The organism is Galbitalea soli (genome assembly GCF_010686725.1).
Lineage (GTDB): Bacteria > Actinomycetota > Actinomycetes > Actinomycetales > Microbacteriaceae > Galbitalea > Galbitalea soli.
Window position 1 is genome coordinate 1213464 of sequence record NZ_JAAGWZ010000001.1, and the last position, 24072, is coordinate 1237535.

General features: G+C 66.9%; 25 protein-coding genes. 9 read left to right on the top strand and 16 right to left on the bottom strand.

Going from position 1 to position 24072, the window contains the following annotated elements:
- The first annotated feature begins 1 nt into the window (after position 1).
- Entirely contained in the window at positions 2 to 577 is a 576-nt protein-coding gene (locus G3T37_RS05755; RefSeq protein WP_163472460.1) for a type II secretion system protein, read from the top strand.
- Positions 568 to 1986: a hypothetical protein gene (locus G3T37_RS05760; protein WP_163472461.1), complete on the top strand. Its 1419-nt coding sequence runs from the start codon at positions 568 to 570 to the stop codon at positions 1984 to 1986. Before G3T37_RS05755 ends, G3T37_RS05760 begins: the two co-directional genes overlap by 10 nt.
- Before the next feature lie 111 nt (positions 1987 to 2097).
- On the opposite strand, the gene G3T37_RS05765 is transcribed toward G3T37_RS05760, so the two are convergent.
- The 9 genes from G3T37_RS05765 to G3T37_RS05805 form a co-directional block, all read right to left on the bottom strand.
- Positions 2098 to 4149 carry a UvrD-helicase domain-containing protein gene (locus tag G3T37_RS05765; RefSeq protein ID WP_163472462.1) on the bottom strand — a complete coding sequence of 684 codons (2052 nt, stop codon included), beginning with the start codon at positions 4147 to 4149 and terminating at the stop codon, positions 2098 to 2100.
- A 197-nt stretch (positions 4150 to 4346) separates the two neighbouring features.
- Positions 4347 to 4538 carry a DUF1918 domain-containing protein gene (locus G3T37_RS05770; protein WP_163472463.1) on the bottom strand — a complete coding sequence of 64 codons (192 nt, stop codon included), beginning with the start codon at positions 4536 to 4538 and terminating at the stop codon, positions 4347 to 4349.
- An 89-nt stretch (positions 4539 to 4627) separates the two neighbouring features.
- On the bottom strand, positions 4628 to 4804 hold the full coding sequence (locus G3T37_RS05775; RefSeq protein WP_163472464.1) for a hypothetical protein: 177 nt from the start codon (positions 4802 to 4804) through the stop codon (positions 4628 to 4630).
- Complete coding sequence (locus G3T37_RS15090; protein ID WP_163472465.1) at positions 4792 to 5349, bottom strand: isoprenylcysteine carboxylmethyltransferase family protein; 558 nt, start codon at positions 5347 to 5349, stop codon at positions 4792 to 4794. Before G3T37_RS15090 ends, G3T37_RS05775 begins: the two co-directional genes overlap by 13 nt.
- Positions 5339 to 5656, bottom strand: coding sequence for a transcriptional regulator (locus G3T37_RS05785; protein ID WP_163472466.1), 318 nt, complete (start codon positions 5654 to 5656; stop codon positions 5339 to 5341). The genes G3T37_RS15090 and G3T37_RS05785 overlap by 11 nt, the downstream gene beginning before the upstream one ends.
- Positions 5653 to 7128: a hypothetical protein gene (locus tag G3T37_RS05790; protein WP_163472467.1), complete on the bottom strand. Its 1476-nt coding sequence runs from the start codon at positions 7126 to 7128 to the stop codon at positions 5653 to 5655. Before G3T37_RS05790 ends, G3T37_RS05785 begins: the two co-directional genes overlap by 4 nt.
- Positions 7125 to 7859, bottom strand: coding sequence for an ATP-binding cassette domain-containing protein (locus G3T37_RS05795; protein WP_163472468.1), 735 nt, complete (start codon positions 7857 to 7859; stop codon positions 7125 to 7127). Before G3T37_RS05795 ends, G3T37_RS05790 begins: the two co-directional genes overlap by 4 nt.
- Complete coding sequence (locus G3T37_RS05800) at positions 7843 to 8802, bottom strand: MDR/zinc-dependent alcohol dehydrogenase-like family protein (protein ID WP_163472469.1); 960 nt, start codon at positions 8800 to 8802, stop codon at positions 7843 to 7845. The genes G3T37_RS05795 and G3T37_RS05800 overlap by 17 nt, the downstream gene beginning before the upstream one ends.
- Positions 8799 to 9044, bottom strand: a complete 246-nt coding sequence (locus tag G3T37_RS05805) for a hypothetical protein (RefSeq protein WP_163472470.1) — start codon at positions 9042 to 9044, stop codon at positions 8799 to 8801. The genes G3T37_RS05800 and G3T37_RS05805 overlap by 4 nt, the downstream gene beginning before the upstream one ends.
- Before the next feature lie 263 nt (positions 9045 to 9307).
- On the opposite strand from G3T37_RS05805, the gene G3T37_RS05810 reads away from it, so the two are divergent.
- Both G3T37_RS05810 and G3T37_RS05815 read left to right on the top strand, forming a co-directional pair.
- A complete protein-coding gene (locus G3T37_RS05810; RefSeq protein WP_163472471.1) occupies positions 9308 to 9784 on the top strand; it encodes an SRPBCC family protein in 477 nt (158 codons plus the stop codon).
- A complete protein-coding gene (locus G3T37_RS05815; RefSeq protein WP_163472472.1) occupies positions 9781 to 10098 on the top strand; it encodes a metalloregulator ArsR/SmtB family transcription factor in 318 nt (105 codons plus the stop codon). Before G3T37_RS05810 ends, G3T37_RS05815 begins: the two co-directional genes overlap by 4 nt.
- A gap of 11 nt (positions 10099 to 10109) precedes the next feature.
- On the opposite strand, the gene G3T37_RS05820 is transcribed toward G3T37_RS05815, so the two are convergent.
- Positions 10110 to 10304 (bottom strand): hypothetical protein, encoded by a 195-nt coding sequence (locus tag G3T37_RS05820; protein WP_163472473.1) that lies wholly within the window; start codon positions 10302 to 10304, stop codon positions 10110 to 10112.
- Positions 10305 to 10534: 230 nt separating this feature from the next.
- Between G3T37_RS05820 and G3T37_RS05825 the strand changes: the two genes are divergently transcribed.
- Positions 10535 to 10990 carry a GyrI-like domain-containing protein gene (locus tag G3T37_RS05825; protein ID WP_163472474.1) on the top strand — a complete coding sequence of 152 codons (456 nt, stop codon included), beginning with the start codon at positions 10535 to 10537 and terminating at the stop codon, positions 10988 to 10990.
- 21 nt (positions 10991 to 11011) lie between these two features.
- Here G3T37_RS05825 and G3T37_RS05830 read toward each other — a convergent pair whose 3' ends face one another.
- The 6 genes from G3T37_RS05830 to G3T37_RS05855 all read right to left on the bottom strand — a co-directional run bounded on the left by G3T37_RS05830 (position 11012) and on the right by G3T37_RS05855 (position 18329).
- Positions 11012 to 11941, bottom strand: a complete 930-nt coding sequence (locus G3T37_RS05830) for an ROK family protein (protein ID WP_163472475.1) — start codon at positions 11939 to 11941, stop codon at positions 11012 to 11014.
- The gene (locus tag G3T37_RS05835) at positions 11938 to 12975 is read right to left on the bottom strand and encodes an SIS domain-containing protein (protein WP_163472476.1); all 1038 of its coding nucleotides are present in this window, start codon (positions 12973 to 12975) and stop codon (positions 11938 to 11940) included. Before G3T37_RS05835 ends, G3T37_RS05830 begins: the two co-directional genes overlap by 4 nt.
- 17 nt (positions 12976 to 12992) lie before the next feature.
- Positions 12993 to 14534, bottom strand: coding sequence for a GMC family oxidoreductase (locus tag G3T37_RS05840; RefSeq protein ID WP_163472477.1), 1542 nt, complete (start codon positions 14532 to 14534; stop codon positions 12993 to 12995).
- A 22-nt stretch (positions 14535 to 14556) separates the two neighbouring features.
- Complete coding sequence (locus tag G3T37_RS05845; protein ID WP_163472478.1) at positions 14557 to 15315, bottom strand: DeoR/GlpR family DNA-binding transcription regulator; 759 nt, start codon at positions 15313 to 15315, stop codon at positions 14557 to 14559.
- A 51-nt stretch (positions 15316 to 15366) separates the two neighbouring features.
- A complete protein-coding gene (locus G3T37_RS05850) occupies positions 15367 to 16809 on the bottom strand; it encodes an amino acid permease (RefSeq protein ID WP_163472479.1) in 1443 nt (480 codons plus the stop codon).
- A 248-nt stretch (positions 16810 to 17057) separates the two neighbouring features.
- Entirely contained in the window at positions 17058 to 18329 is a 1272-nt protein-coding gene (locus tag G3T37_RS05855; RefSeq protein ID WP_163472480.1) for a hypothetical protein, read from the bottom strand.
- 343 nt (positions 18330 to 18672) lie between these two features.
- Here G3T37_RS05855 and G3T37_RS05860 point away from each other — a divergent pair, with 343 nt between their 5' ends.
- From G3T37_RS05860 to G3T37_RS05875, 4 genes are all read left to right on the top strand, one after another.
- The gene (locus G3T37_RS05860; RefSeq protein WP_163472481.1) at positions 18673 to 19560 is read left to right on the top strand and encodes a hypothetical protein; all 888 of its coding nucleotides are present in this window, start codon (positions 18673 to 18675) and stop codon (positions 19558 to 19560) included.
- Positions 19561 to 19813: 253 nt separating this feature from the next.
- Entirely contained in the window at positions 19814 to 20512 is a 699-nt protein-coding gene (locus G3T37_RS05865) for a hypothetical protein (protein WP_163472482.1), read from the top strand.
- 108 nt (positions 20513 to 20620) lie between these two features.
- Positions 20621 to 21019 carry a (deoxy)nucleoside triphosphate pyrophosphohydrolase gene (locus G3T37_RS05870; RefSeq protein WP_338401194.1) on the top strand — a complete coding sequence of 133 codons (399 nt, stop codon included), beginning with the start codon at positions 20621 to 20623 and terminating at the stop codon, positions 21017 to 21019.
- Complete coding sequence (locus tag G3T37_RS05875; RefSeq protein WP_163472483.1) at positions 21016 to 23916, top strand: DUF3427 domain-containing protein; 2901 nt, start codon at positions 21016 to 21018, stop codon at positions 23914 to 23916. Before G3T37_RS05870 ends, G3T37_RS05875 begins: the two co-directional genes overlap by 4 nt.
- Positions 23917 to 24072: the final 156 nt, after the last annotated feature.

Genomic DNA, 24072 nt, shown 5'->3' on the forward strand with positions numbered 1-24072 from the left:
CATGAACATCTTCCGACGCCAGCCCGGCGGCGACCGCGGCTTCACCCTGATCGAGCTGCTCGTCGCGACGGCACTGATGCTGATCATCCTGCCCCTCATCGGCGGCCTCGTCGTGACGCTCACCCGCACCTCGAGCACGGTCACCGCGCTGCAGTCCACCACCGGCGCGGCCCAGCTGGTGCTCAAGTCGGTGCAGACGGGCATTCGCAACTCCTCCGACTTCCGGCTGACCAACCCCACCGGCAACGACCAGCTTCTCGTGGGCCGCACCGCGCAGAACGGGCCCACGATCACCTGGGTGTGCACGGCGTGGTACTACTCGGCAACCGACAACTCCTTGCGATACACGGTCTCGCCGACCGCGATCTCGGTGGCCCCTACGGCGACCGAGCTGCAGGGGTGGACTCTCCTCGACTCCGTCGTGAGCCCGGCGAGCGGCACCGGCATCTTCTCCATCACCGGCGGGAAGCTCAACCTCGCCTTCACCAGTTCGCCGGGCGGCAGCCACCCGCCGCAGATGATCAACACCTCGGTCTACAACCGAGCCGGAAGCACCGGGAGCCCGCAGTGTTATTGAGAATCAGGCGTCACCTCGACCGCAGCGATGATCGTGGCGCGGCGCTCGTCGGCGTGATCGCCGTCATGGCCGTCGGCCTCATCGTCTGCGCCCTCGTGCTCTCGTCGGTGGTCGCGGGCTTCTCGTTCAGCCGCACGACGCGCGCGAGCATCCAGTCGCAGGCCGCCGCCGATGCCGGCGTGGCCGCCGCTCGCGTGGGCCTCTTCACCTTCGGCAACTGTGTGCTGCAGCCGACCCCCGGTGTGTACGCCTCGAGCGGGACGCCCAATTATTCGGCGGTCATCCAGGTGCTCTCCGGCGGGGCCTGGGTGAACGGATGCCCGGCGGTGGCCAACATGACGCCTCAGGTGCGCATCCTCTCCACCGGCACCGCACCCGGCCCGAGCGGCAACGGGACGACCGCGAAGGTCGAGGCGATCTACAACTACCTCTGGCCGGGCGTCACGCCCAGCGGTGTCGCGGTCTACCTCTATGCGGGCGGTATCGTGCAGGCCAACTCCTCGATGGACATGTCGGAGAGCCCCGGCGCCGGACTCGTCGTGAAGAAGGGCAACCTGGTCTGCGGCAAGAACAACACCGTGATCAACGGCGACATCGTCGTCGACGGCAACCTCGACCTCGGCAGCAACAGCTGTGCCATCAACGGCAACGCGTGGGTCTCCGGTGCGGTGACCCTCGGGTCGAAGGGCAACGTGAGCGAGAACCTCTCCTCGTCGAGCGTCACGCCGAACCCTCCGGGCAAGCAGGTCGGTGGCACCTACACGCAGAGCGGCGTGCTGCCGAGCACGCCGAACTGGGTCGACATTCCCTACACGCCCTCCGACTGGGTGGACTCGCTGGGGACGCCGTACGAGGTCAAGACGCTCAGCGGGTCGAGCTGCACGCAGTACGGCGGGTCGACCGGAGGCACGATCCCCGGCAACCCCATCATCATCAACGCTCTCGCGTGCACCAACGGAATCCAGGTCACCAACAACACCACCTTCAAGCTCACCAGCGACGTCGTGTTCTTCGCCCCCATGTTCAGCTGGGGCTCCATCAACCAGCTCAACTTCGCCTCCGCCGACGGCGCCGGTCACCACGTCTGGTTCGTCACCCCCGACAACACGGCCGACGGCAAGCCGACCTGCGCATCCGGCGAGGGCGACTTCGCGGTCAACAACAGCTTCCAGATCCAGGCGCCCATCGACGCCATGCTCTACACGCCGTGCTCCTTCAGCGGCAAGAACGGGTACACCTGGCGCGGCCAGCTGTACGCCGGCGGCTACAGCGACCTGGAGAACAACCCCACCTACAGCTTCACCTCGGTGGGCATCGCGGGATACGACCTGACGGCCGGGCAGAAGAGCACCACGATTCTGACGCCCCAGATCGGCACGGTGATCTCCAACCGCAACGTCGCCGGGTAGCGGGCGCTCCAGCGGGCGCGGGCACCGGCGCGGGCGGGCGGGCGCGCGCGGTGGCTCACGCGGGCCGAGGGGCGCGCGCGGTGGTCGGTGTGCCGCGCGGGCGCAGGAGCGCTAGGGGCAGACGCCGACCCAGAGCGTGTCACGGGCGCGGGTCATCCCCACATAGAGCTCGCGACGACGGATGGCCAGCGCCTCGTCATCGCCCGGCTCGGTGCCGACCAGTCGCGGGTCGACCCGCGCGACGAGCACATGGCGGAACTCGAGGCCCTTCGCCCGCTTGATCGTGCCCACTTTGACCACATTGGTGGGGAGGCCGGCGTACTCGGCGAGGTCCATCACGGCGATCCCGGAGCTGATGAGCGCCGCCTTCACGTCGCGCACCTGCCAGTTGGTCGCGCAGAGCACACCGATGTCTCCCCAGCGTCCGTCGAGGCCGCGCACCACACTCCCGAGCGCGGCGTCGTGGGCCCGCGGTGAGCTGAACCGGGCGGTGCGCGGCCCGGGACCGGTGCGCGGAACCTCCTGGATGCCGTCGATCGTCTGGATCGCGCCCTCGATGTCGGTGAACTGGTCGCCCTCGATCACGTGCGCCGCGAACTCGACAATCTCGCGCGTGTTGCGGTAGTTGGTCGACATGACCACGCCGCGCCCCGCGATGTTGATCCCCGCCTCCGCGAGCGTGAACCCGCCCGGGTAGATGGACTGCTGACCGTCGCCGATGAGGGTGAGGCCGTCGGGCGCATCGCCCACCAGGAGGTGGAGCATCCGCACCATCGCACACGACAGGTCTTGAGCCTCGTCGATGATCACGGCCGAGTAGTCGGTGCAGGGGGTGGCCCGCAGGGAGGCCTCGGCGAGCAGGATCTGGTCGTCGAAGTCGTGGATGCCCCGCGCCCGCAACCCCTTCTCGTACGCGGTGAACATGCGCCAGACCGCGCGCCGCTGGTCGATTCCGAGCGCACGGCGCCGGCCGGTGCGGGCCAGGTTCGCGTACTGCTCGAAGGTGCTGAGGCCGCGCCCCTTGATGACCTTGCTGAGCTCGTCGCGCCAGTAGTCGGGGTCGGGGTCGGTCTGCTCGAGCGTTCCGCCGATGCCGAACTCGCGCCAGACCGCCTTGAACAGCAGGTCGGCCTCATTCGGCTTCAGGTTGACGGCGATTCCGCGGGTCTTCAGCAGCCGGTTGGCGAAGGCGTGCACCCCCGCGAACTCCACGCGTCGCCCCACCTCGGGCGCCATCCGGGCCATGAGCGCCGAGAGCACGGTCGGGAGGGTCTTCACATAGCTCGTGACGAGCACGCGCCCGGGCCGCGCGCGGGCGAGGTAGGCGGCGCGATGCAGCCCCACCACGGTCTTGCCGGTGCCCGCGGCCCCGCGGATGCGCGACGGCCCGTTGAACTCTCGCCGCACGAGACGGGCCTGACTCGGGTGCAGAAACGCCATCCACGCCTCGATGGGCTCCGCGCGCAACCCCGCCAGCAGAATCTCGGTGATGTCCTCGACCTCGAAGAGCGGCTCCGGCTCGGCGGCCGCGAGCACCGGCTCCCGCACGCTCGCGTCGACCGACTGCGAACACTCCGCCACCACGGGAAAGTGGTCCATCGTCGCGCGCACCACGGTGTCGATCTGCGCCTCGGTCAATCGGAACCCGTGCGCGTGGATGAACGCCGCAGCGTTCCTCTCCCCCACCACGGTGACCGTTCCGATCGGCGTCGGCCGCAAGTCCCGCCCCGCGAGCACGATCACGACGTGCACCTCGCCGGGGGCGAGCCCCAGCTCAGCGAGGACCGCCTCGGTGCCGTAGGCCACGTCGGCGAGACCGTCGAAGTCGTCGGTCACGTCGAGCTGGCCGCGAAAGACGCGGCCGCCCGCGATCGTGACCTCGGCCCAGGCCTTCGTGTCGAGGATGAAGACGCCGCCGGGACCGATGAGGACGTGGTCGATCTGGGCGCGCGAGCGGGACCCGGGCCAGGCGCGGTCGTGCAGGAACGTGTAGCCGGCGGCAGCGAGCGGAGCGAGGCTGCCCGCCACGTGGCGCTCGGTGCGGGAGGCGATCATCCACCGCTCTGCGGCGGTGCGGGCCTCGGCGGCCAGTCGGTCGTGCTCGCGCGAGAGGGCGATGAGTCGGCGCCCCTCAGTGCTCGCCGATTGCCCTGCAGACCCCACGGTTCGTCCCCCAACGAGCCGACGCGCCAGGGCCGGCCACCCCGGCTTCCAGTCTGCGCGTGCGCGCGGCGCGTGAGAAGCCGAGGAATGCACCCAATTGTGGGGGCGCAGGTGGGGGCTGGCGGGCGTGGGTGGTGGCGCTGGCGGCGGCGCAGGCGGGCGCGCGGATGGGGGCAGCCGGGCGCTGGGCTCAGCGGCTACGCGCTCGCGCGGTGCTCCACGACGACGTCGGGGCCGGGGAACACGAGGGTCTCGTGCCCGTCGTCGAACCGCACGAGGTAGGGTGGCGCGCCGTCCGCTCCGCGCACCTCCACGATCTGCCCGTGCCGGTCTGACGACTCGACCGTCTTCCCGTGGATCACGATCCGTTCACCAACCGAAGCCTGCATGGCCCATCATCTCCTTCGACGATGGATCTAGGCTACGCCCGCGCGGGGTCGGGTGGGCGGGTGGATTCGGGCCGGTCGGGCGGGCGGGCTCACGTCAGCGATCGCAGAAGCACCGAGACGAGCAGCGTCGCGATGATCAGGCAGGGCGCGAGCGCGGCGACGGCGAGGCGTCGCCCAAGGATGCGTCGGGCATCCCGGTGGGCAATCACCTCGGCGAGCTCCTCCTCGGGATCCCGCTCGCTGGTCGGTTCGGCTAGTAGATCCACGGCACCAGCTTCCATCTGACCGACTGCCGGTACGTCTCGTGCGTAGGGCCGAACTCACGAGTCAGGAGCTGTTCCTCCGCGCGGATGCGGATGACGGTCCCCGCGATGGTCGGCGCGCAGAACAGCAGTGCCAGGGGGTCGGAGAGGATGAGGGCGAGGCCCGCGAACTGGGCGAGCAGCGCGACGTACCCCGGGTGCCTCACGACGCCGTACGGCCCCCGCACAATCAGCGTCGGCACATCGGGCTGCTCGACGGGCGTGAGCTGAAACCTCTGGCCGAGTACAACCATCGCCCACGCACGAAGTGCACTACCCGCCAGCACAAGGAAGGACCCCGACACGAGACAGCCGACGGTCGCCTGCCTGGGCACGATGATCGCCAGCAGGAGGGGGCCCGCCAATGCCACGGCGAGGGTGAGCTGGAGCACGGCGTCGGTGAGAAAAGCCGGCGTTGGGGTACCTCGGCGCTGCACTGGGCGCGCCATCCGTTCAACCACGATGGTGGCGGTGGCGCCCAGGAACCAGATGAGCAGACTAGGGAGCACTGCGCCTCATTCCGCGAAGCGCCAGAGCCGCGACAGCCAAGGCGACGATGAGTGGCACGACCAGGAACACCAGCACGCCCCAGTGCAGGTGAACGCCGAAGTGAGCCCCTATTCGGAACCCTTCGAGGATGGGCAGGCCGAGGGCCATCCGGGGGAACGTGGCATCCGACGTTGCGCTTCGCGCGTCCTGGGTCGCACCGACGAACTGTGTTCCCAGAATGACGATGGCGATGCACCACAAACCGATCGCCGTGATGGTTGGAGCAGCGACGAGAAGGCGGAGGCGGCGTGCCGGTGTCACAGTCATAATTCACTCTTTCTCTGGTGTGCGTGCGTCGGCGGAGGAGCGACCCTGTCACCCCAGCGCCGAGCTTCCGTTCGGTGTATGAGTGCCCCGCTGAGCAGCAGTGCGGCGAGGCCGATGAGCGCCTGCAGCGGTGCACCCGCGTGACTCGATCGGAGCATCCCCAGTAGCAGCGCGGTGACGCTGGACGTGAGCACGGTCGCGATCACCTGACCCAGCGCGTTGTCGAGTTGGACCGGGGCGACCCACCCGGCGACGAGCGCGCAGGCCGTGCTGAGCGAGATCGCACTCACGAAGGTGAGGATGCTCTCCGGGCGGTTCGGCTGAGGGAGGACGATGGCGGCGATTGCCGGCACTGCGGCTAGCGCGACCAGGAGGAGCGCGGCGCTCCACTGCGTGCGAGTCCACGAGCGAGCGGACATCCCGATCAGTTGTTGGGGCGGGTGCCTGCGCGGAAACACACCCCGGAGCACCCGCACCGGGGCCGCCGCAAACAATGCGATTCCGTAGAGCGCAGGCACGAGGAGTTGTGTGGCGAGTCTCGGCGGCAGGAGCCACATGACGACGGCGACGCTCACCCCCACGAGGAAGGCGGAAATGACATTCGCCGCGGTCGTCGGCTCGCGGAGGTAGTACAGGGTCTCGGCGACAACGCGCGACAGCTGGTCGCCCGCCCTCCACCGGAGGCGGACGCGTCCCGCTCGTCCAGACGCACCCGCCCCACTGAGCGACGTCGCGAGTAGTGCGAGCGCGCCGAGCGCGAGAACCACACAGAGCATTGTGAGAGGGATGCTGAACGACGTTCCGCGGGCGAGCTCCGTGATGAGCAGGGGCATGACGAGCAGGCCAACGCCTGATGGGTCCGAATCCGCCAGCGCGCCCAGGGAGTATCCGATGTCGACCACACCGAGCACGATCCACAGCATCATGGCGACCGGATACCGCACACCGTTCCACCGGCCGCTCCGCAGCAGAAAATGCGAGACGGCGAGACTCACTCCCCCGAGGAAGATCCCAAATGAAAGGCTCGCCACCACACCACGAATAGCGCTGCCGAGCGGCTGCCCCAGCGCGACGAGCGCCGAGATGGCGGGAGGGATCATGAGCATCCCCACGCCTGCCAGAAGAGTCACGACGGGCGCCCACACCACAATCGCGATGTGCCGGCGACCCAGCGGAAGTGCGCTGAGGGCGCCTTCGAGCCTGCCGGACTTGTCGCGGACGGCCTCAGCGAGAATGACCAGTAGCCCTGCAGCGAGAGCCAGCACGATCGCCATCGCCGGCGGCAGCAGGTAGGAATCGACTCCCCGATGACCTCCGTAGTGCTGGGTCGCTGCCACGCTGCTCCCGAGCGAAATCCCCGATCCGCACAGAACGGCGACAACCAGGATCGAGTAGCGACGAGTGCGGCGGAGCGGCGAGCCGGTCACTCTGCGCAGCAGCAGGTCTGCCGCACCGGCGAGGAGTCGGATCACCGCAATGCCCTCGCCTGATCGAGACTGCGCCGGACAGCGCCCTCCAGCTTCCCACTGCCACCGAGGTCGCTGACGGACGAATTCAGCGCGACACGTCCGTCGTGCAAGACCAGAACCTGGTCGGCGACTCGACCCGCGAGATCCAGGTCGTGGCTGGACGCGATGATCGTTCGACCCTCAGCGCGGAGCGTCACGAGCAGTTCTTCGACCGCGCGGGCGGCGATGAAGTCCAGTCCGATGAAGGATTCGTCGAGGAAGAGCAGGTCAGGATCCCCGATCAGCGCGCCGATCAGCTGCGCCTTGCGCGAATTGCCGAGGCTGAGTGCCGAGAGCGGCCGGTCATCGTAGATCGGGAGGCCGATCAACGACGCGTATCTCTCGGCGTGAGTCAGGGCATCCGGAAGGCGATCGCCCCTCGCTCGTTCACTGGCGAGTCGGCAGTAGTTCCAGAACTCGCGCGCCGTGAACTCCGCAAGCAGATCCTTGTTGGAATCGGTCATGTAGCCGATCGTCGAGAGCACCTCGGGGCGCCGTTCGGGAACCGAGTGACCATGCCAGGTCGCGGTGCCGCCCGACCGGGGCAGCAAGCCGAGTACGGATCGGATGAGGGTGCTCTTTCCCGATCCGTTCGTGCCGATCAGCGACAGTACAGCGCCGTGCTCGACATCGACATCGACCGGGCCGAGCTCGAAAGCGCCGAGTCGCACGTGCAGGTCACGGATCTGAAGCATCGTTGGCCACCCCTCCTCTACTCGTGCGGCGTACGGCGCCGACGGCTCCACGCAGGATGTGGCGACCGTCGCGCGAAATCGGAGTCAGGAGCAGAAGCTGACCAAGCGCGAATGCCAGAGTGGTGCCCGCGAGTGCCACCCGACTGCCATCCGTTCGGATCATGACCCAGTTGCTGTTCGGCACCAGGACGACGACTGCGCACGCCAGAACCATGCTCGCCGCCCCGCACAGCGGGCCGGCTGCCGAGATCGCCACTGCGGCGAGTCGACGCGACGTCTCGAAGCTGAGGCCCATGGAGCCGGCGCAGGAGTAGACGTGATGGACGCGCACGTGAAGGATGCGGACCGCGACCAGATGCCCCAGTTCGTGCGAAATCACCGCAGTCATGAGCGCCACGATGACGCCGCTCCCGATGAACGCAATGGGGAGCAGGCCGCCCACGCCGAGCGACGGCAGCGCCCGCGACGCGATCAACCCGACAGTGAGCGCGACAGCGAGGGCAAGGCATCCGCCCCACCACGTTGTTCTGTACGCGAGAACGACTGCTTCGAGGAGCCCACCGACATGTGGCGAGTGGAGCCGTCGGAGCTGCTGTCGCGGGGAGGGCAGGCGGCGGGTGATCAACGCCTCGAGCACGAATCGCGGCGCGGCTCGCACACTCTCGGCCACCTCGTCCCACCCGGATCGGTCGACGGAGACGAGGCCCCATCGTGCGAGCTCGAGGACGAAGTCTCGCCCCGCAGCTCCGAGGTCTTTCCCCAGAGTGCGCACTTCCACGGGTTCGCTCAGGTGCGCGACCAGCTCGCGCCCGTCCTCATTGAGCTCGCAGATGACCCCGTCCGCGTCTCTCAGCGAGTGCCCCACGAGCCGCACCCCCGGAGCCATCGATACGACGGCACCGGCGAGTGCGGTCTCGGCGGCGAGGCGACCCTCCGAGCTCAACAGCCTCCGATCCAGAAGCGCTGCACGGCACGAAGGCACGCGCTGAACGAGCGGGCGTTGCACACCGAGCAGATGTAGATGACGACCGCCAGGGCGAGGCCGGCGACCGCAGCGACGAGCGCGAAGACGGCGACATTCGCCTCCTGCCGCTGACGTGCTACCCCGCCCGTGATGGCCGGCGCGAAGCCGGACGGGTGACGTGATTCGCTGGTTCGGTGATCGACCGCGAGGGCAAGGGACATGACGTGCTCCGTTCCGGGGAGGGTAATCGAATTCTTCTCAACTCGAGAATTCCCATTAAGGTATGGGATTTATCGTCTCTAGTCAAACACTCTTCGCAATTCGATTCAGGAACTATCCACAGGGCACATGACGCAGGAACTTCGCTGCATCCCGCCCGCGCAGCTCGAGGGCGTGCCGATCCAAAACTGCAACTATGCGGTTGCATTCGCTCGGCTTTAATGCAACTCTATGGTTGCAATATCCGAGCGAAAGGATCACACTCATGACCATGACCGAGAACCAGCCCTCCGTCGTCGACGCCGACGACTTCACCGTGCGCCGCACCGTCACGATCGCCGCCCCGGCGAGCAAAGTCTGGGCGGCCGTTACCGAGCCCGAGCACATCGTCAAGTGGTTCGGGCAGGGCGCGCAGCTCGACGGTCTCTCCGTGGGCTCGCGCGGCTCGCTCCGCTTCGACGGCTACGGCGAGTTCCCGATGCGCATCGAGGCCATCGACCCCGAACGGATGATCGCCTACCGCTGGGGCAACGACAACGCCTCCCCGGTCGACCCGCTCGACGACGCCCACTCGACCGTGTTCCGCTTCACCCTCGAACCCGTCGATGGCGGTACCCGACTCACGGTCGTGGAGACCGGCTTCGGCACCCTCAGCGACCCGGCGGCCAGCATGGAGAGCAACCGGGGCGGCTGGGACTGGGAGCTCGACGAACTCGTCGCCTACCTCGAGGGCAGCGCGTGAGCATCGCCGCCCTCGTGCCGGTGTTCGCCGCGCTGGGCGATGAGACGCGGTGGAGCATCCTGACCGCGCTGGGCGAGGGCGAGGCCTCAGCGTCGGCCCTCGCCGAGCGGCTGCCCGTCACCCGCCAGGCGATCGCCAAGCACCTCGCCGTGCTTCAGCAGGCCGGGCTCGTCGAGCCGGTGCGCGCCGGTCGTGAGCTGCGCTTCCGCGTGCTCGGTGCCCAGCTGAGCGACACCGCACGCCGCCTCGACCGCATCGGCGCGGAGTGGGATCGTCGGCTTGCCGCGATCAAGGAGATCGCGGAGTCGCTGTAGGGGTACCGCGGCTACGCGCCGAGCAGCGCCAGGCCGTGGTAGACGGCGTAGACCGGCCAGACGATCGCCTGAAGCAGCCCCAGCACCACCCCGAGGAAGGAGTGGTCGGAGCGCGAGATGAAGTAGATCGCCGCCCCGATGTAGGCGAGGAGGAAGACGAACCCCCAGGGTCCGGCACGTTCCACGACACGAGCACGTTGGGTCATCAGGGCCTCCAGCATCGACGGCGATCACGGCGGCGCACGCCGCGCCGCGCACGCGACCATGCTGCCGCGCGGCCCGGGGCCCGAGACAGGGCCATTGGTCCCGGCGGGTGAGTTCGGGCGCGCCGCACCGCCTCGCCCGCGCATCCGCCGCACCCGGCGGGACCTTCGCCCCTCCTCCCCGCCAGCCCCGCGGCCTACGCTGCGAGTGCCTGGCACTAAGGAGGCACCCGATGACCATCCACCGCACCACCCTCGAACCCCGCCGCATCCTCGCCGTGCGGGAACGCGTGGCGATGACCGCCCTGACCGACTTCTTCGCCCGGGCGTTCGGCGCCTCGGCCGCCGCCCTCGAATCCTCGGGCCTCCACCCCGCCGGCCCGCCCGTCGCCGTCTACGTCGGCACCCCCGGCACGACCGTGGACGTTGCGGCGGGCTTCCCCTTCACCGGCCCGCTGACGGCACCCGAGGGCACGGTCATCGTGGACCTGCCCTCGGGTGACGCCGTCGAGGCCATCCACGTCGGCCCCTACGACGAGCTCTCCGTCACCTACGAGGCGGTGGGCCGCGAGCTCGTCGACGCGGGCCTCACCCACACCGACACCATGTTCGAGGAGTACCTCACCGACCCCGACACGAGCCCCGACCCCGGCACCTGGCGCACCCGCATCGTCTTCCCGTTGCAGTAGGGGGCGGATGCCCGGCCGGGGCTACGCCGAGCGGGCGATCGCCAGCACCGCCGCGCCGATCGCCCCGCCATATTCCCCGAACTCCGCCACCGCGATGCGCGGGGTCGGATAGGCGCCCGTCACCTCGGCGAGCGCGTCATGAAGCGCCCGCTCGAAGTGCGGGAAGTAGGTCGATCCGCTGCCCCCGAGGATGAGGATCTGCGGTCGAAACACCGTCAATAGCGTGGCGGCGCCTGCCGCCAGCCGCCGTCCGTAGTCGTCGAAGACGGCCCGTGCGACGGGGTCACCGCTGGTCGCGCGATCGGCGACCAGGTCGATGTCGGCGGAGCTGTTCCTCGGGTCTTCAACGAGTACCGTGCAGCTCCTCTGGAGCGCTTGGCGGGAGGCCAGTTGCTCCCAGCAACAGCGTCTGCCGCAGTAGCACGGGGCGGGCGGGCCGTCGACGCCCAGGTGGCCCGCCTCCGGATGCTGTCCGTCCGCCCCTCGCACGGGCTCGCCGACGTTCAGCATGCTGACGCCGACGCCCGTGCCGAGCGTGACCATCAGCACGTGGTCGTATCCCCTGCCCGCGCCGACGGTCGCCTCGCCGAGTGCGGCCGTGACGGCATCGTTGTCGATGTACGCGGGAACCCCGACGCTGTGGCGAAGGAGCGCCGGGACATTCACCCCGGTGAGCGCCGGCAGGGTGTCCGGATTCTGGATGATCCCCTCAGCTGAGATCGGCCCGCTCACCCCCACGCCGATCGCCGCGATCTCAGATCCGACCACCAGCTCAGCGACGGATTCGGCGAAGAAGGTCTCCAACTCGGCGGGTGTCGCGCGTGCCGGCGTCGAGGCGATGGCTGACTGCAGCACAGTCAATTCCTCATCCACCGCCACGAACCGTGTTGCCGTGCCGCCCACGTCGATGCCGACGAACGTTCGTGCCGGAGCGACGCCCGACCACGTCATAGCGCGGTGGTGACTTTGCTGCCGAATGCGAAGGCGCCGGGGGTCACACCGTTGGCCTTGGCCAACTCGATCGCGATGAGCTCCGCGATGACGGCTCCCCCGACGAGCCCCTCCAGCGGTGACGCGTGCGAGTGCGTGAGGGTCGTCGCGCCGTCGACGCGCAGGTCGCCGATGAGCACGACGGAGGAATCCACCGCGACGAGGTCCTCGGCGAGCCGCCGCACCGAGGGGTCGGCGTCGTCCTCGTAAGCGCCATAGAGGAACACCGTGAGCCCCGGGCCGGCGAGTTCGAAGGGGCCATGCCGAAACTGCCCGCCGACGTGTCCCTCAATCGGAACCTTCGCGGCCTCCTTGGTGATGAGACCAGCGAAGAGGGCGGTGGCGGCGTCATCCCGTCGACCGACGGAGGCGAGCCGGGAATCCAGGTGACCCAGGGCGCGCTTCGCGACCCCGGCGACCATCGTCACATCGAGCAGCTCGGTCACCCGATCGGCGGCCGCGGCGATCTCCGCGCGCGCCCGCGTGGGATCCTCTCCCCTGAACGCGCCGACGATGCGCCGATGGGCCGCGAGCGTGTTGAGGTAGCTCTTGGTGCTGACGGTGGCCTCGTCGCCGCTGAGCAGCGGGAGGTAGAGTTCGGCCGCCGTGGCCAGCGGGCTCTCGGGGTCGGCGGTGATGCCGACGAGCTGGCCACCGGCAATGCGTCCGTCACCGAAACGATCGACGAGTTCGACGATCTCGCCACTCGCGCCCGACTGCGAGGTGGCGAACACGAGCGTGTCGGCCGTGATGAGGCCGGGTGTGTCGAGCAACTGCCCGGTGTCCACCGACCAGGTCGGGCGACCCGCTGCCGTGAGGGAGCGCCAGGTGGGCAGACCCGCGAAGTGCGAGCTTCCCATCCCCGTGAACAGGATGCGCTCCCAGTCACGCGAGGCCAGCTCGAGCAGCCCCGGCTCCAGCCCCGCGTCGGCGGCCGTCCGGAGTGCGGCGGGCTGGCCGAGCACGTCGAGTTCGAAGGGGGTGAGGTCGGTCATGGTCGTGGTTCCTTGCATCAGGCGATCTGAGTGGAGCGGGTGGATGCGATGTCGAGGGGGCTGAGATCGAGCAGCCCCGCGGCGATTCGCGCGCCGATCATCGCGGTCGGGAGGTTGATGTTGCCGCGGGTGATGGCGGGCATGATGGAGGCATCCGCCACGTAGAGCCCGGCGACGCCGTGCACGCTGCCGGTGTTGTCGACGACGGCGAGCGGGTCGGTGGCCGGCCCCATCTTGCAGCTCCCCGCCGGGTGGCAGTAGTTGACGATGTTGGCGAGCGGGTCGGCGGTGCCGGGCACACGCTCCCCGAGAACCTGGGCCAGCTCGGGCTGGGCGACCATGCGCTCGAGCAACTCGAGCGACTCGGCGAGCACCTGCCGGTCGTACCCTTCCGGATCGGTGCCGTAGCGATGGTCGATCACCGGGTTGACCACGTCGAGGTCGGCGGCGAGCGTGACCGACCCCTCCGACCGCGCCCGCATGGCACCTCCGTAGAGCGTGATCGGCGGAAGGCCGGGGTGGCCGCTGTTCGCGCCCGCGACCATGAAGACGTGGATGTCGTACGGCCCGTCATCGCAGAGTGACGACTTCGCCCGCCCGACCGTCTGCTCGTCGGGATTCCACGAAAGCGCCGCGAGCTCCTCCACGAGCCCCGGCCGGCCGGCGAAATCGAGTTGAACGCAGGCGTGATCCACCAGGTGCTTGCCCACGCCGGGCAGATCGACCTCGACCGGGATGCCCAGCGCCTCGAGTTCGTCTGCGGGGCCGACGCCCGAACGCAGCAGCAGCGCGGGCGAGTGATACGCACCGGCCGACACGACAACCCGGCTCGCGGCGATGAAATTCACCCCGCCGGGATGCTGCACGAAGACGCCCGTCGCGACCCCGTCCTCGATGTGGATGCGCGTCACCGTCGAGTCAGCGAGGATGCTGAAGTTCGGGCGCTCCCGCACCGCGTCGATGAAGGCGAACGCGCTGTTGAAGCGCACCCCATCCGCGGTGACGTTCACCGGCATCGGGCCGATCCCCTCGGCAGCGGCAAGGTCGTCGAGGTCGTCGGCGAAGGGCAGCCCGGCGAGGATGCCCGCCTCGACGAATGCGCGCTGGGGTGGCGTGAGGTCATCCATCGTGTAGCGACGCACCTGGAACCGGTCGCGCACCCATTCGAGGAGCGGTTCGACCTCGTCGGCGGTCCAGCCCGGGTTGCCCTGCGTCGCCCACTCGTCGTAGTCGAAGCGGGCACCCAGTGAGGCGGTGCAGCCATTGTGGGCCGAGCAGCCTCCGAGGATCCGCGCCCGCGGGAGGTCGAGTCGGGAGTCGCCGACCGTGCTCGCGGTGTGCAGCTCGTAGTCGTGAGACAGCGGAATCGATCGTGCGTCGAGCATGTCGGCGGGCCAGTTGCCGTCGATGCGAGCTCCGTAGTCCGGTCCCGCTTCGATGAGGAGAACGGTTCCGTCGCTGTGGGCGGCGAACGTCGCTGCGAAGGCCGCGCCGCCGGTTCCGCCGCCGATCACGACGGTGTCGACGGAATCGGGGAGGTGGTGCTCTGGAGTGGTCATGTCGTCCTGGTGTTTCTGCTGGTCATGCGATGAGGAGTTCGAGTCCGCCGAGAGACAACTCGCGACGGTGGTCGACGCCCAGGGCGTCGTCGGTGAGGATCGCGTCGACGTCGTCCACGCCGCAGATCCTCGCGAAGGCCTCGCGGCCGAACTTCGAGGCGTCGCAGGCAACGAGCGTGCGGCGGGCGGCGTTGAGGGCCGCGCGCTTCACGGCCGCGTCGTCGACGTTCCATTCGGTGAAGCCGGTGCTGGTCGAGACGGCCGACGCGGTCATGAGGTAGACGTCGAATCGGTAGCGCGCGAGTGCGGCGTCGACCTCCGGCCCGATGATGCTGGACTCGCCCGTGCGGATGATTCCCCCCGGCACCATCACCTTCGTCGCCTGGTCGGTCGACAGGATCTCGGCGATCCGGAGGTTGAGAGCGCACACCGTGATGTTGCGGCCGACGAGCTCTTCAGCGATCGCCACCCCGGTGCTGCCACCGTCGAGGATGATCGTCTGTCCGTCGATCACCTGGCGGCTGGCCAGCGCAGCGATCTTCCGCTTCGCCTCACTGTTGGTGCGCGTGCGTAGGCTGAACGGCGGCTCGAAGCTCCCGCTCGCGGCGGGCGCCGCGCCGCCGTGCGTTCGCACGAGGAGTCCAGCGGCGGCCAGCTGGTTGAGGTCGCGACGCACCGTCATCTCCGACACCTCGAACCGCACGCTCAGCTCGGTGATCGTCAGCTCTCCGCGGCGGGCGAGCTGCGCGAGGATGTCCTGCTGTCGTGTCTCGGCGTTCATGAGCGTGATCCCTTCGTCGGGCGGGCTGTGGCGAGTGCTACCGCTGCGTGACTAGTCAACATCAGGCAGTTCGCCGGCCCGGGCCATCCAGGCACGATTTCCGGGCCTGAGGTTGCGGCCGATCAGGATAGCGAGACCGAACACCACGTAGGCGACCGCGATGAAGGGCGCGAGCACGACGGGGAAGGCGGGCAGCGGCACAAGGCTGTTGTAGGCAATCAGAATCAGGGCGACCGTCGACACGATGGGAGCCACGATGTACGACAGCACGCTGAACTCTTCGGGGTGCTTGGTGCGGAAGTAGAGGTACGCACCGATGTTCATCATGATGAAGATCGGGATGTACACGAAGGTTCCCGTGGTGCCGAGCACGTTGAACAGGTTGTAGGGGCCCAGCGGCAGACCGGCACCCAGGCAGATCACGAGGGCGACGATCGACTGCACGATGACGGCGGTGATCGGGGTGTGGTGAGTCTTCTGCACTCGGGCGAAGAACTCGGGCAGAGCACCCGTGCGCGCGATTCCGTAGATCGTGCGCGTTGCACTCGTGGTGCAGGCGATGCACACGCCGAGTCCGGAGTTGACGAGCGCGATGAGCACGAGGATGGACGCTCCGTGCCAGAGGCGATCGGCGAGAACGAAGGCGGGCGCGGTCGGTGAGGATGCGAGCGCGGCGAGCTTGTCAGTGCCCCAGCCGATCTGCAGTCCCCAGGCCGTGACGACGTAGAAGAGGCCGATGAGCACGAGCGAGCCGATGATCGCCTTGGGCACGATTCGCTTGGGATCGCGGGACTCCTCTCCCACGGCGGCTGCGCTCTCGAACCCGGTGAACGCGAAGATCGACAGCACGATCGCGAGGAAGAAGCCGGATCCGTTGCTGATGTTGGCCGGGTTGAAGCCGTCGAGGTTGACACCACCAACGCCGGGGTGAAGCACGCCAGACAGCGCGAGTCCGAGGCCCACGATCATCTCGAAGCAGGTCATGACGACGAGGAACTTGATCGAGATCACGATGCCCCGGTAGGCGCAGGCGAAGCAGATGAGCAGGATGACCGTGGCATAGACCCACCACGGAACGCCGAAGCCGTACTTGCTGGTGAGCTCGTCTTGCAGGACGGCACCGGTGAAGGCGGCAAGGGCGGCCGGCACGATGGTGACCATGATCGCGTAGAGCCAGCCCGTCATGAACCCGGCTTTCGGACCAATGCCCGCGGAGACGTAGGTGTAGAAGCCGCCGGCGGAGGGAAGATGGCGAGCGAGTCCGCGCATGGGCACCGCGATCACCAGGCACACGAGGAAGGCCGCGAGGTAGGTGAGCGGCGCGGCGACACCCGCCTGACCGGTGGTGAAGGCGATCGTGTAGAAGATTCCGAGAGTCGGGGAGATCTGGGCGATGGACTGCATGAGGGTTCCACCGAGCCCGATCGATCCCTTGCTCAGGCCCGAGCGGAGGGTGACGTCGTCTTCGGTGGCAGTGCGGGGGATGGTTGACACGAAGCTCTCCTTTGAACTGAACCGTCGCGGTAGACCGGATATCTAACACGTTTGATGTTCAGTATGACATCAATTGCGTCAATTTGAGCATTAAATGTCAGGTGATCTGTTATCACCGTGTTTCGACCGCGTGACAATCTGGCGCGAGGCGCGCGGGGTCGCCGGTTCATCGAACAGTGTCGTCCGAGGCGTCGCTGACTCCACATCGCCAGGCGGCGCCTGCTGAAGACTGAAAAAGAGAACCGGTGTCAGCTCTCGCCCGTGGGGGCGCTGTCATCGGGCTCATCGTCGGCCTCTCGCCACTTTTCGGTCCGCTCCGCAAATCGCTCGGCCAGCGCCGCGGTAGCGGACTGGGCCCGGTCTATGGAGGCGCCACCGAATCGCGCGGCGGCCTCGATGCTGTCCTGACCCACATCCACGATCTTGTCCCGTGCCTCGATCACGGCGGTGGTCCACCGCTTCGATTCGACATCGCTTCGCCCGCCCTCAATGCCGAGACGGGACCGAAACTCCACGACGTCTCCCGCGACGTGATTGCTTGACCGCACAACCGACCGCGACGAGCTGGGGTGGAGTAGCACCTGCCCATTTGCCGCCGCGGCCGCGGCGTCCATGCGATCCAGAAGTCGACGGGTGCTGCGCTCGATCAACTCCACCCTGTTCTCGCGAGCCGCCTTCAGCGCGAGGCGGTGAAGATCCAACTCCCCAGGCGACGCATCCAAAACTCGGTCGAGCTCCAGAACCGCGATTCCGTCCTGCAGTTGAAAGCATCCGGCGAGTATCGCCAACCACTCTCGCACCTTGGGCTCCGCCTCCTTTGACGCCCGCGCGACGTCGCCGATGGCCGACTTCTTCTCGAGCTTCTCCGCGAGCGCATCGAGTTGGCGCAGCGCATAGGCCTGCGTGCGGGCGATCGTGACCGCTGTGCCTTGAACCTTCGACCAGGTCGTCTCCGACACGTGGCCCACCTGGCTTCGGATCGTCATCGCCTCTTCGATGAGGAAGTCCACGCCAATCATGTCGGCGACCACGGCATCCTTCTGTGCGCGCAGTAGATCGTCGACCTTCTCGTCGATGATGGCGAGGTAGTCGGTGATCTCATCCATGGCTTGCTCCATGGCGATCTGCGACATGATTGCCGCGGCACCAGCGAGAAAGGCAGGGCTGGCCAGTAGAGCAGCGGGACCCGTCGCGAATTGGACGATCGCCTTGATCTGTCCGCCGCTCGCCTGGACGACGCCTCGGCTCAGGCCGGGGCTGGACCCCTTCATGAGCCCGAATTTGTTGATCTTCTCCGCAGTCTCCTTGGTGAGCTTCACCCATCTGCCCGAGCCCGCGGCGATCTCTGCCGCCGCCTGCAACCCACCGGCGGCGCCGAACAGCGCACGATCGAGGCGCGGGAGCCCGAGTTCTTTGGACTCCGATAGGCCCTCCCCCATCAGGAATCTCTCGACGGACGCGGGGTCCCCGATAACCGCCAAGCCGTCCCCGTCGCTGATGAGTTCAATCTCGTCACTCATGTTCGGCTCCTGAACCGCGGGCGGCGGCGCCCGACATCTCTCCGCCCATCATGGCAGCAACGTGAGTCGTCGTCACGCTACACAATTCGCGATCATGGCTCACGAATGTCGGTGGCTTTCTGCTTTACTGAGCTACTCGCCAGCAAAGGTGGTGGGTGCCGCCAATTCGATAGATGAGCGGCCAACTAACGTCGCCGGGCCAGCTCGCGTCGACGGCATGAGAGGTAACCCGATGCCTGAACTTGATGACCTTCCCGAGAGCTCCCCCGAGTCGGGTGCGATTCCGCCGCAAGCCCCACTCCCTCCTGCAGCGCCAGCCGGTTCAGGAATCGGGCTCGCGGCCATGATCGTCGGCATCGTCGCCGCAGTCTTCGCAATCGTCCCCGGATTTAGCTTCATTGCCTTCATTCCCGCGTTCACAGCAATCGCCTTGGGGATAGTGGGACTGGTTCGACGCCACGCCCGTCGAGGACGACCACTCTCCGGCGTCGTGCTTGGCGGAGTGTCGCTGCTTGTCGCCGTAGTGGTGAGCGTTGCCACGATCGTCGGCACCGCTGCATCCAGCACCCACAGCCTCTCCGCTGCCGCGCCCACTATCTCCGCGGCTCCGAGTGATGCCCCCAGCGATGCGGCCAGCGCCAGTCCCGCCGAGTCGCCTTCGCCATCGCCGAGCCCAGCCCCCGTCGAAACAGTGGCGCCACCGGCTCCCGTCGCGAAGACCTATAGCGGGCGTCACGACTCGGTGATTCGAGTGAAGCTCCCCGACGGTGCCGATCAGGCAGCTATTGCCACGATCTCGTACACGGGCGGCAGTAACTTCAGCATCTTCGCACTCGACAGCAACTTCAAGCGGGGTGACCTGCTCGTGAACACCATCGGTCGCTACCGAGGCACCGTACTCGTCAATCCCAACGGTGACGGAGTTACCGGATTCGAAATCTCGGCCAGTGGGCCGTGGGCCCTCACGCTGAAATCCATTTCTGCAGCGCGACAAATGACCGGCAGCCGCATCACAGGCGCGGGTGACGACGTGCTGATTTACCGCGGTGATGCGAGCGCGGCCGCGATCGTCAACCGTGGCAGCTCGAACTTCGCCGTCTGGCAATACGGCGATTCCACTGACCTCCTCGTCAATGAGATCGGTAACTACACCGGCACGGTCCTCATCTCGGGCGGCCCGTCACTCTTCGCCGTTTCGTCCGATGGGAAGTGGAGCATCACCACCCAGTAGGTCACGCCGCACACGCACTCACCCCTCAAGTGGGGACGCGGCTGCCCGCGCACCGTCGATAAGGTCGAAGAAGTCTCGCTATTCGGGCGGGGCCGCGCGGATCATCCGCGCAGCGTCAGCTCGGTGAGCGAATTCGAAGGACGACCACGTGGCACACGGCTCGGGGCCAAGGGACTGGCGGCAGGGCGGCAGGCACTGGGATGAGATTCCGGTGGCCCGCACGCCGAACCCTCCGCCGGCATCGTCGGTTAAGGTGTTCGGCGCGAACGTCGCCATGCCGCGACCCTGGCTGACGGCGTTGCTCGGCCTCGTCATCGGCATACTCACGCTGGGCGGCGGCATCTTCACTCTGGTGGAGCAGGCGGCACCCCGCCCCGCGTTCTGCTTCTTCGGAGGCGCGGTGGCGCTCGTTCTCGGAATTGCCGCGCGGAGGCGAACCGCACGCTCCTCCAGCGGAGTTCGAGCCTTCACCCTCCTGCCCATCGCCATCGGCGTGGCGGGCGTCATCGTCGCGCTCGCGCTAACCGTCGTGATCGCGACCACCCCGACGAGCGCGCTCCAGGGGCCGGTCACTCAGGGCCAGCCAGTGGCGCCGCCCGTCGCGCAACCGGCGGCGCCCGCCGCTCCGAGCGTCGCGACGCCACTTCCCCGGCCGCCCGTCTCGCGGATGTCGATGGCACAAGCCCTGGGCACGCTGTACACCGCGCTGACCCACCTGCGACGACCGGGCAGTCTTGCGTCCCCGGCGCTAGCGATGGACCACTACGGCAGGGTCTTCGACCCCTACTCCGTGGCGCCCAACTACGTGCTCGCGATCCTGCCCGCTAACACCACCCTCGGTTACATGGTGCACGTCGACCGACGCAACTTCGAGCTCACGCTCACCGACGCACTCGACCCGAGGCTCGTTGCCCGCATCGACACTGTCACTGGCGTGATCACCTTCGATTAAGGCGGGGATGACCGGCCCGATCAATAGCGGACGCCCGCCTCAGACTCGCATCCAGGTGCGGCCGGCGCCCATATGCTGCTATCAGCGACGAGTCGGAAGGGCGGCCTGGTGAAGCGGATCGAAGTAGTCGGGGCCGTCATTGTGCGCGACGGGCTCGTCCTGTGTGCCCAACGGGGCCCGGATGCCAAATTGCCCGGGCTGTGGGAATTCCCGGGCGGAAAAGTGGAGTCGGGAGAGAGTCCGCGAGAGGCCCTGGAGCGCGAGATTCGAGAGGAACTGGGCGCCGAAGTCAAAGCTGGCGACCAGGTGGAAGTCACAGTCCACGAGTACGCCTTTGGCGAGGTGCACCTCACCACGTTTTACTGCGACCTCCTGTCGGACACGGTAACCGCGACAGAGCACGAGGCGGTGACATGGCTGCCGCGCTCGGATCTCCTGCAGCTTGAGTGGGCACCTGCCGACATTCCGGCAGTTCGCGCTGTGATGGAACGGCTATCGGCAGCGTGAGCCTTCCACCGTTCGACGCCTACGGCGTGCTCGGGCGCGATGTTGGCTTCGGCTACCTCGATCAATCGCTCGACGCACCGCGACGACTTCAACCACGACTCGTGCTGAACGACGACAACGGGACGGTCTTGCAGGCCATTCGATCCGAACTTCGTGCCGCAACCTCGTTCACCTTCTCCGTGGCCTTCGTCTCGGCCGGAGCCCTCGCTCTGCTGAAGCAATCCCTCATCGAATTTGAGGGGCGCGGCGAGATCGTCACCTCCGACTATCTCGGCTTCAACTCCCCGTCGGCGTTCCGCGAACTCATGGCGCTGAGAGAGGTCGGAATATCGGCCAGACTGCACGACGCGGGAGCGTTCCATCCGAAGGGATACGTCTTTCGTCGTGCCGACGGCATAACCGCAATACTCGGGAGTTCAAATCTCACCGAGAGTGCACTCGTGTCGAACCACGAGTGGAATATCCGCGTCTCAGCCGCGACAGAAAGTGATCTCGCCGAACAATTCAGCAACCTGCTTGATGCTGAAGGCACGCGTTCGGCGCCACTCACTGAAGAGTGGATTGCTGACTACGAACTCGGATGGGTCGCGCCGCCGCCACCTCGAGGCCGAGCCCGCGGGCAGGCCGTCCTTGACGGCCACACACTCGGCACAATCAGCCCGAATACGATGCAAGAATCGGCGCTCCAATCAATTTCAGCCGTTCGAAATTCCGGCGAACGCCGGGCGCTTGTCATCTCAGCGACGGGCACCGGAAAGACGATCCTCGCTGCCCTTGACGTGCGTGCCGCAGCGCCAGCACGCGTGCTGTTTGTGGCGCACCGCGAGCAGATTCTCGACCGCGCCATTGTCGAATTCCAGCGAGTGCTGGGGTCGCCCCGCGAGCTATTCGGGAAGCTGGTCGGCCAGACGCGGGAGACCGACCGCCGTTATGTGTTCTCGACTATTCAAACGCTGTCCAGCGACGGCGTTCTCGCAGGCCTCGACCCCCACGAATTTGACTACATCCTCGTCGACGAGGTGCACCGCGCCACCGCTCCCAGCTATCGCAAGATCCTTGAGCATTTCAAGCCGCACTTTCTACTTGGCTTGACAGCCACTCCAGAGCGTAGCGATGGCACGAGCGTCTACGAGCTCTTCGACTACAACGTGCCCTATGAAATCCGTCTTGGGGCTGCACTCGAACAGGACATGCTCTCGCCATTCCACTACTACGGGATTGCTGACATCACGTTTGACGACGGAACCTCGACCACAGACGGTACCTCGCTCACTCGACTAGTCGCGCAGGATCGAGTCACGCACATCGTCGACGCACTGAGAAAGTATGGGCACGCCGGTGTTGCTCCCCGCGGCCTCATTTTCTGCAGTCGCAACGACGAAGCCGCCAGGCTGTCTGCAGAGTTGAACCAGCGCGAATTCCAGGGGAATCGACTTCGAACAGTCGCGCTGTCGGGTCAGCACTCCATCGAAGAACGGGAGCGTCACGTGCGCCGGCTTGAGGCCGGCGATCTGGACTACATCCTCACTGTGGACATATTCAATGAGGGCGTCGACATTCCGGCAGTCAATCAAGTCGTCATGCTTCGACAGACCCAGTCGGCGATTGTCTTTGTGCAGCAGCTGGGCCGTGGGCTCCGAAAATATCCGGGCAAGGAGTATTTGGTCGTCATCGACTTCATCGGGAACTACGCGAACAACTACCTCATTCCGGTCGCCCTGTTTGGCGACGATTCACTCAATCGCGAGTCAATCCGTCGATCACTCATCGCCGCCGAAGAGCGTGGCGTGGTCGCGGGCCTCTCCAGTGTCCAGTTCGACCGCATCGCGCAGGCGCGAATTCTCCGATCGCTGCACGGCGCATCTTTGGATAGCTTCCCGAATCTCAAAGTCGCAATCGAGACCATTAGAAATCGAGTGGGCCGCATGCCGCGGCTACTCGACTTTCTCCGATTCGAGTCTGTTGACCCAGTCATCCTCGCCAACAAGGCGGGATGCTATCCAGCGCTGATCCAGAAGTTGTTCACCATCGAGCACGGCTTCACCAACGACCAGATTTCCTTCCTCGTCGTGCTGTCTGCGGAGGTACTGTCCGCGAAGCGACTCCACGAGTCGGTACTCCTCCGGATACTCCTCGAGCAGCGCGAAATCGATCGGGACGATGTTGACCGGGCGCTCGCAGACGCCGGGCTGCCCGTAAACGCGGCCACGGTTCAGAGCGCAATCGACGTCTTGACACTGACGTGGAACACGCTGGCCGAACAGCAGCGGTACGCGGGTGCGGCGCCCGTCTGCGTGTCGGGGCGGCAGGTCAGGCTCACGGACGCGTTCGCCGACGCATACGACCGGTCACCAGACTTCAGAGCCGAAGTCGACGACCTCCTAAGTACAACCCAACGTCTGGTTGTCGACCGCTTCGATGTGACCCAGCCTTTCACGCCCGGGCGGCAGTACTCACGAAAAGATGCAAGCCGACTCCTCGGCTGGCGCAGCAATATGTACTCGACCATCTACGGCTATCGAGTGGACCTGGCCACCGGAACCTGCCCGATCTTTGTCACGCTCCACAAGACCGACGAGGTGTCCGCCAGCACCGCGTATGAAGACACCCTGATCGACCAGACCACTCTCCTCTGGTACACGCGAAGCAACCGAACGCTCAGGAGCAGCGAAGTTCAGGCAATCGTCAATGGCTCCGTCGATCTCCACGTGTTCGTCAAGAAGGATGATGCGGAAGGTTCCGGTCACTATTACCTGGGTCGCGCCACCCCGCACTCCGCCGAGGAAACCGCGATGAAGCAGGGCGAGCCGCTGCCCGTCGTGCGCATGACTCTCCGATTCGAGACGCCCATCGACTCTGGTGTTTTCAGCTACTTTCACCCCGAAGTCACTGCCTAACAAAGCAACGCGCAGGGCAACACCAACAATTGGAGGTTGCCGGTTACGCAGACGCCGGAGCCACGCCCCACTAGTGGGGATAACCCTGTCGACGCCGCTCGCCGTCCGATGGGTGGTGGAACGGCAGCCTCAACCGAGCGACCCTCGAGCCCAGTC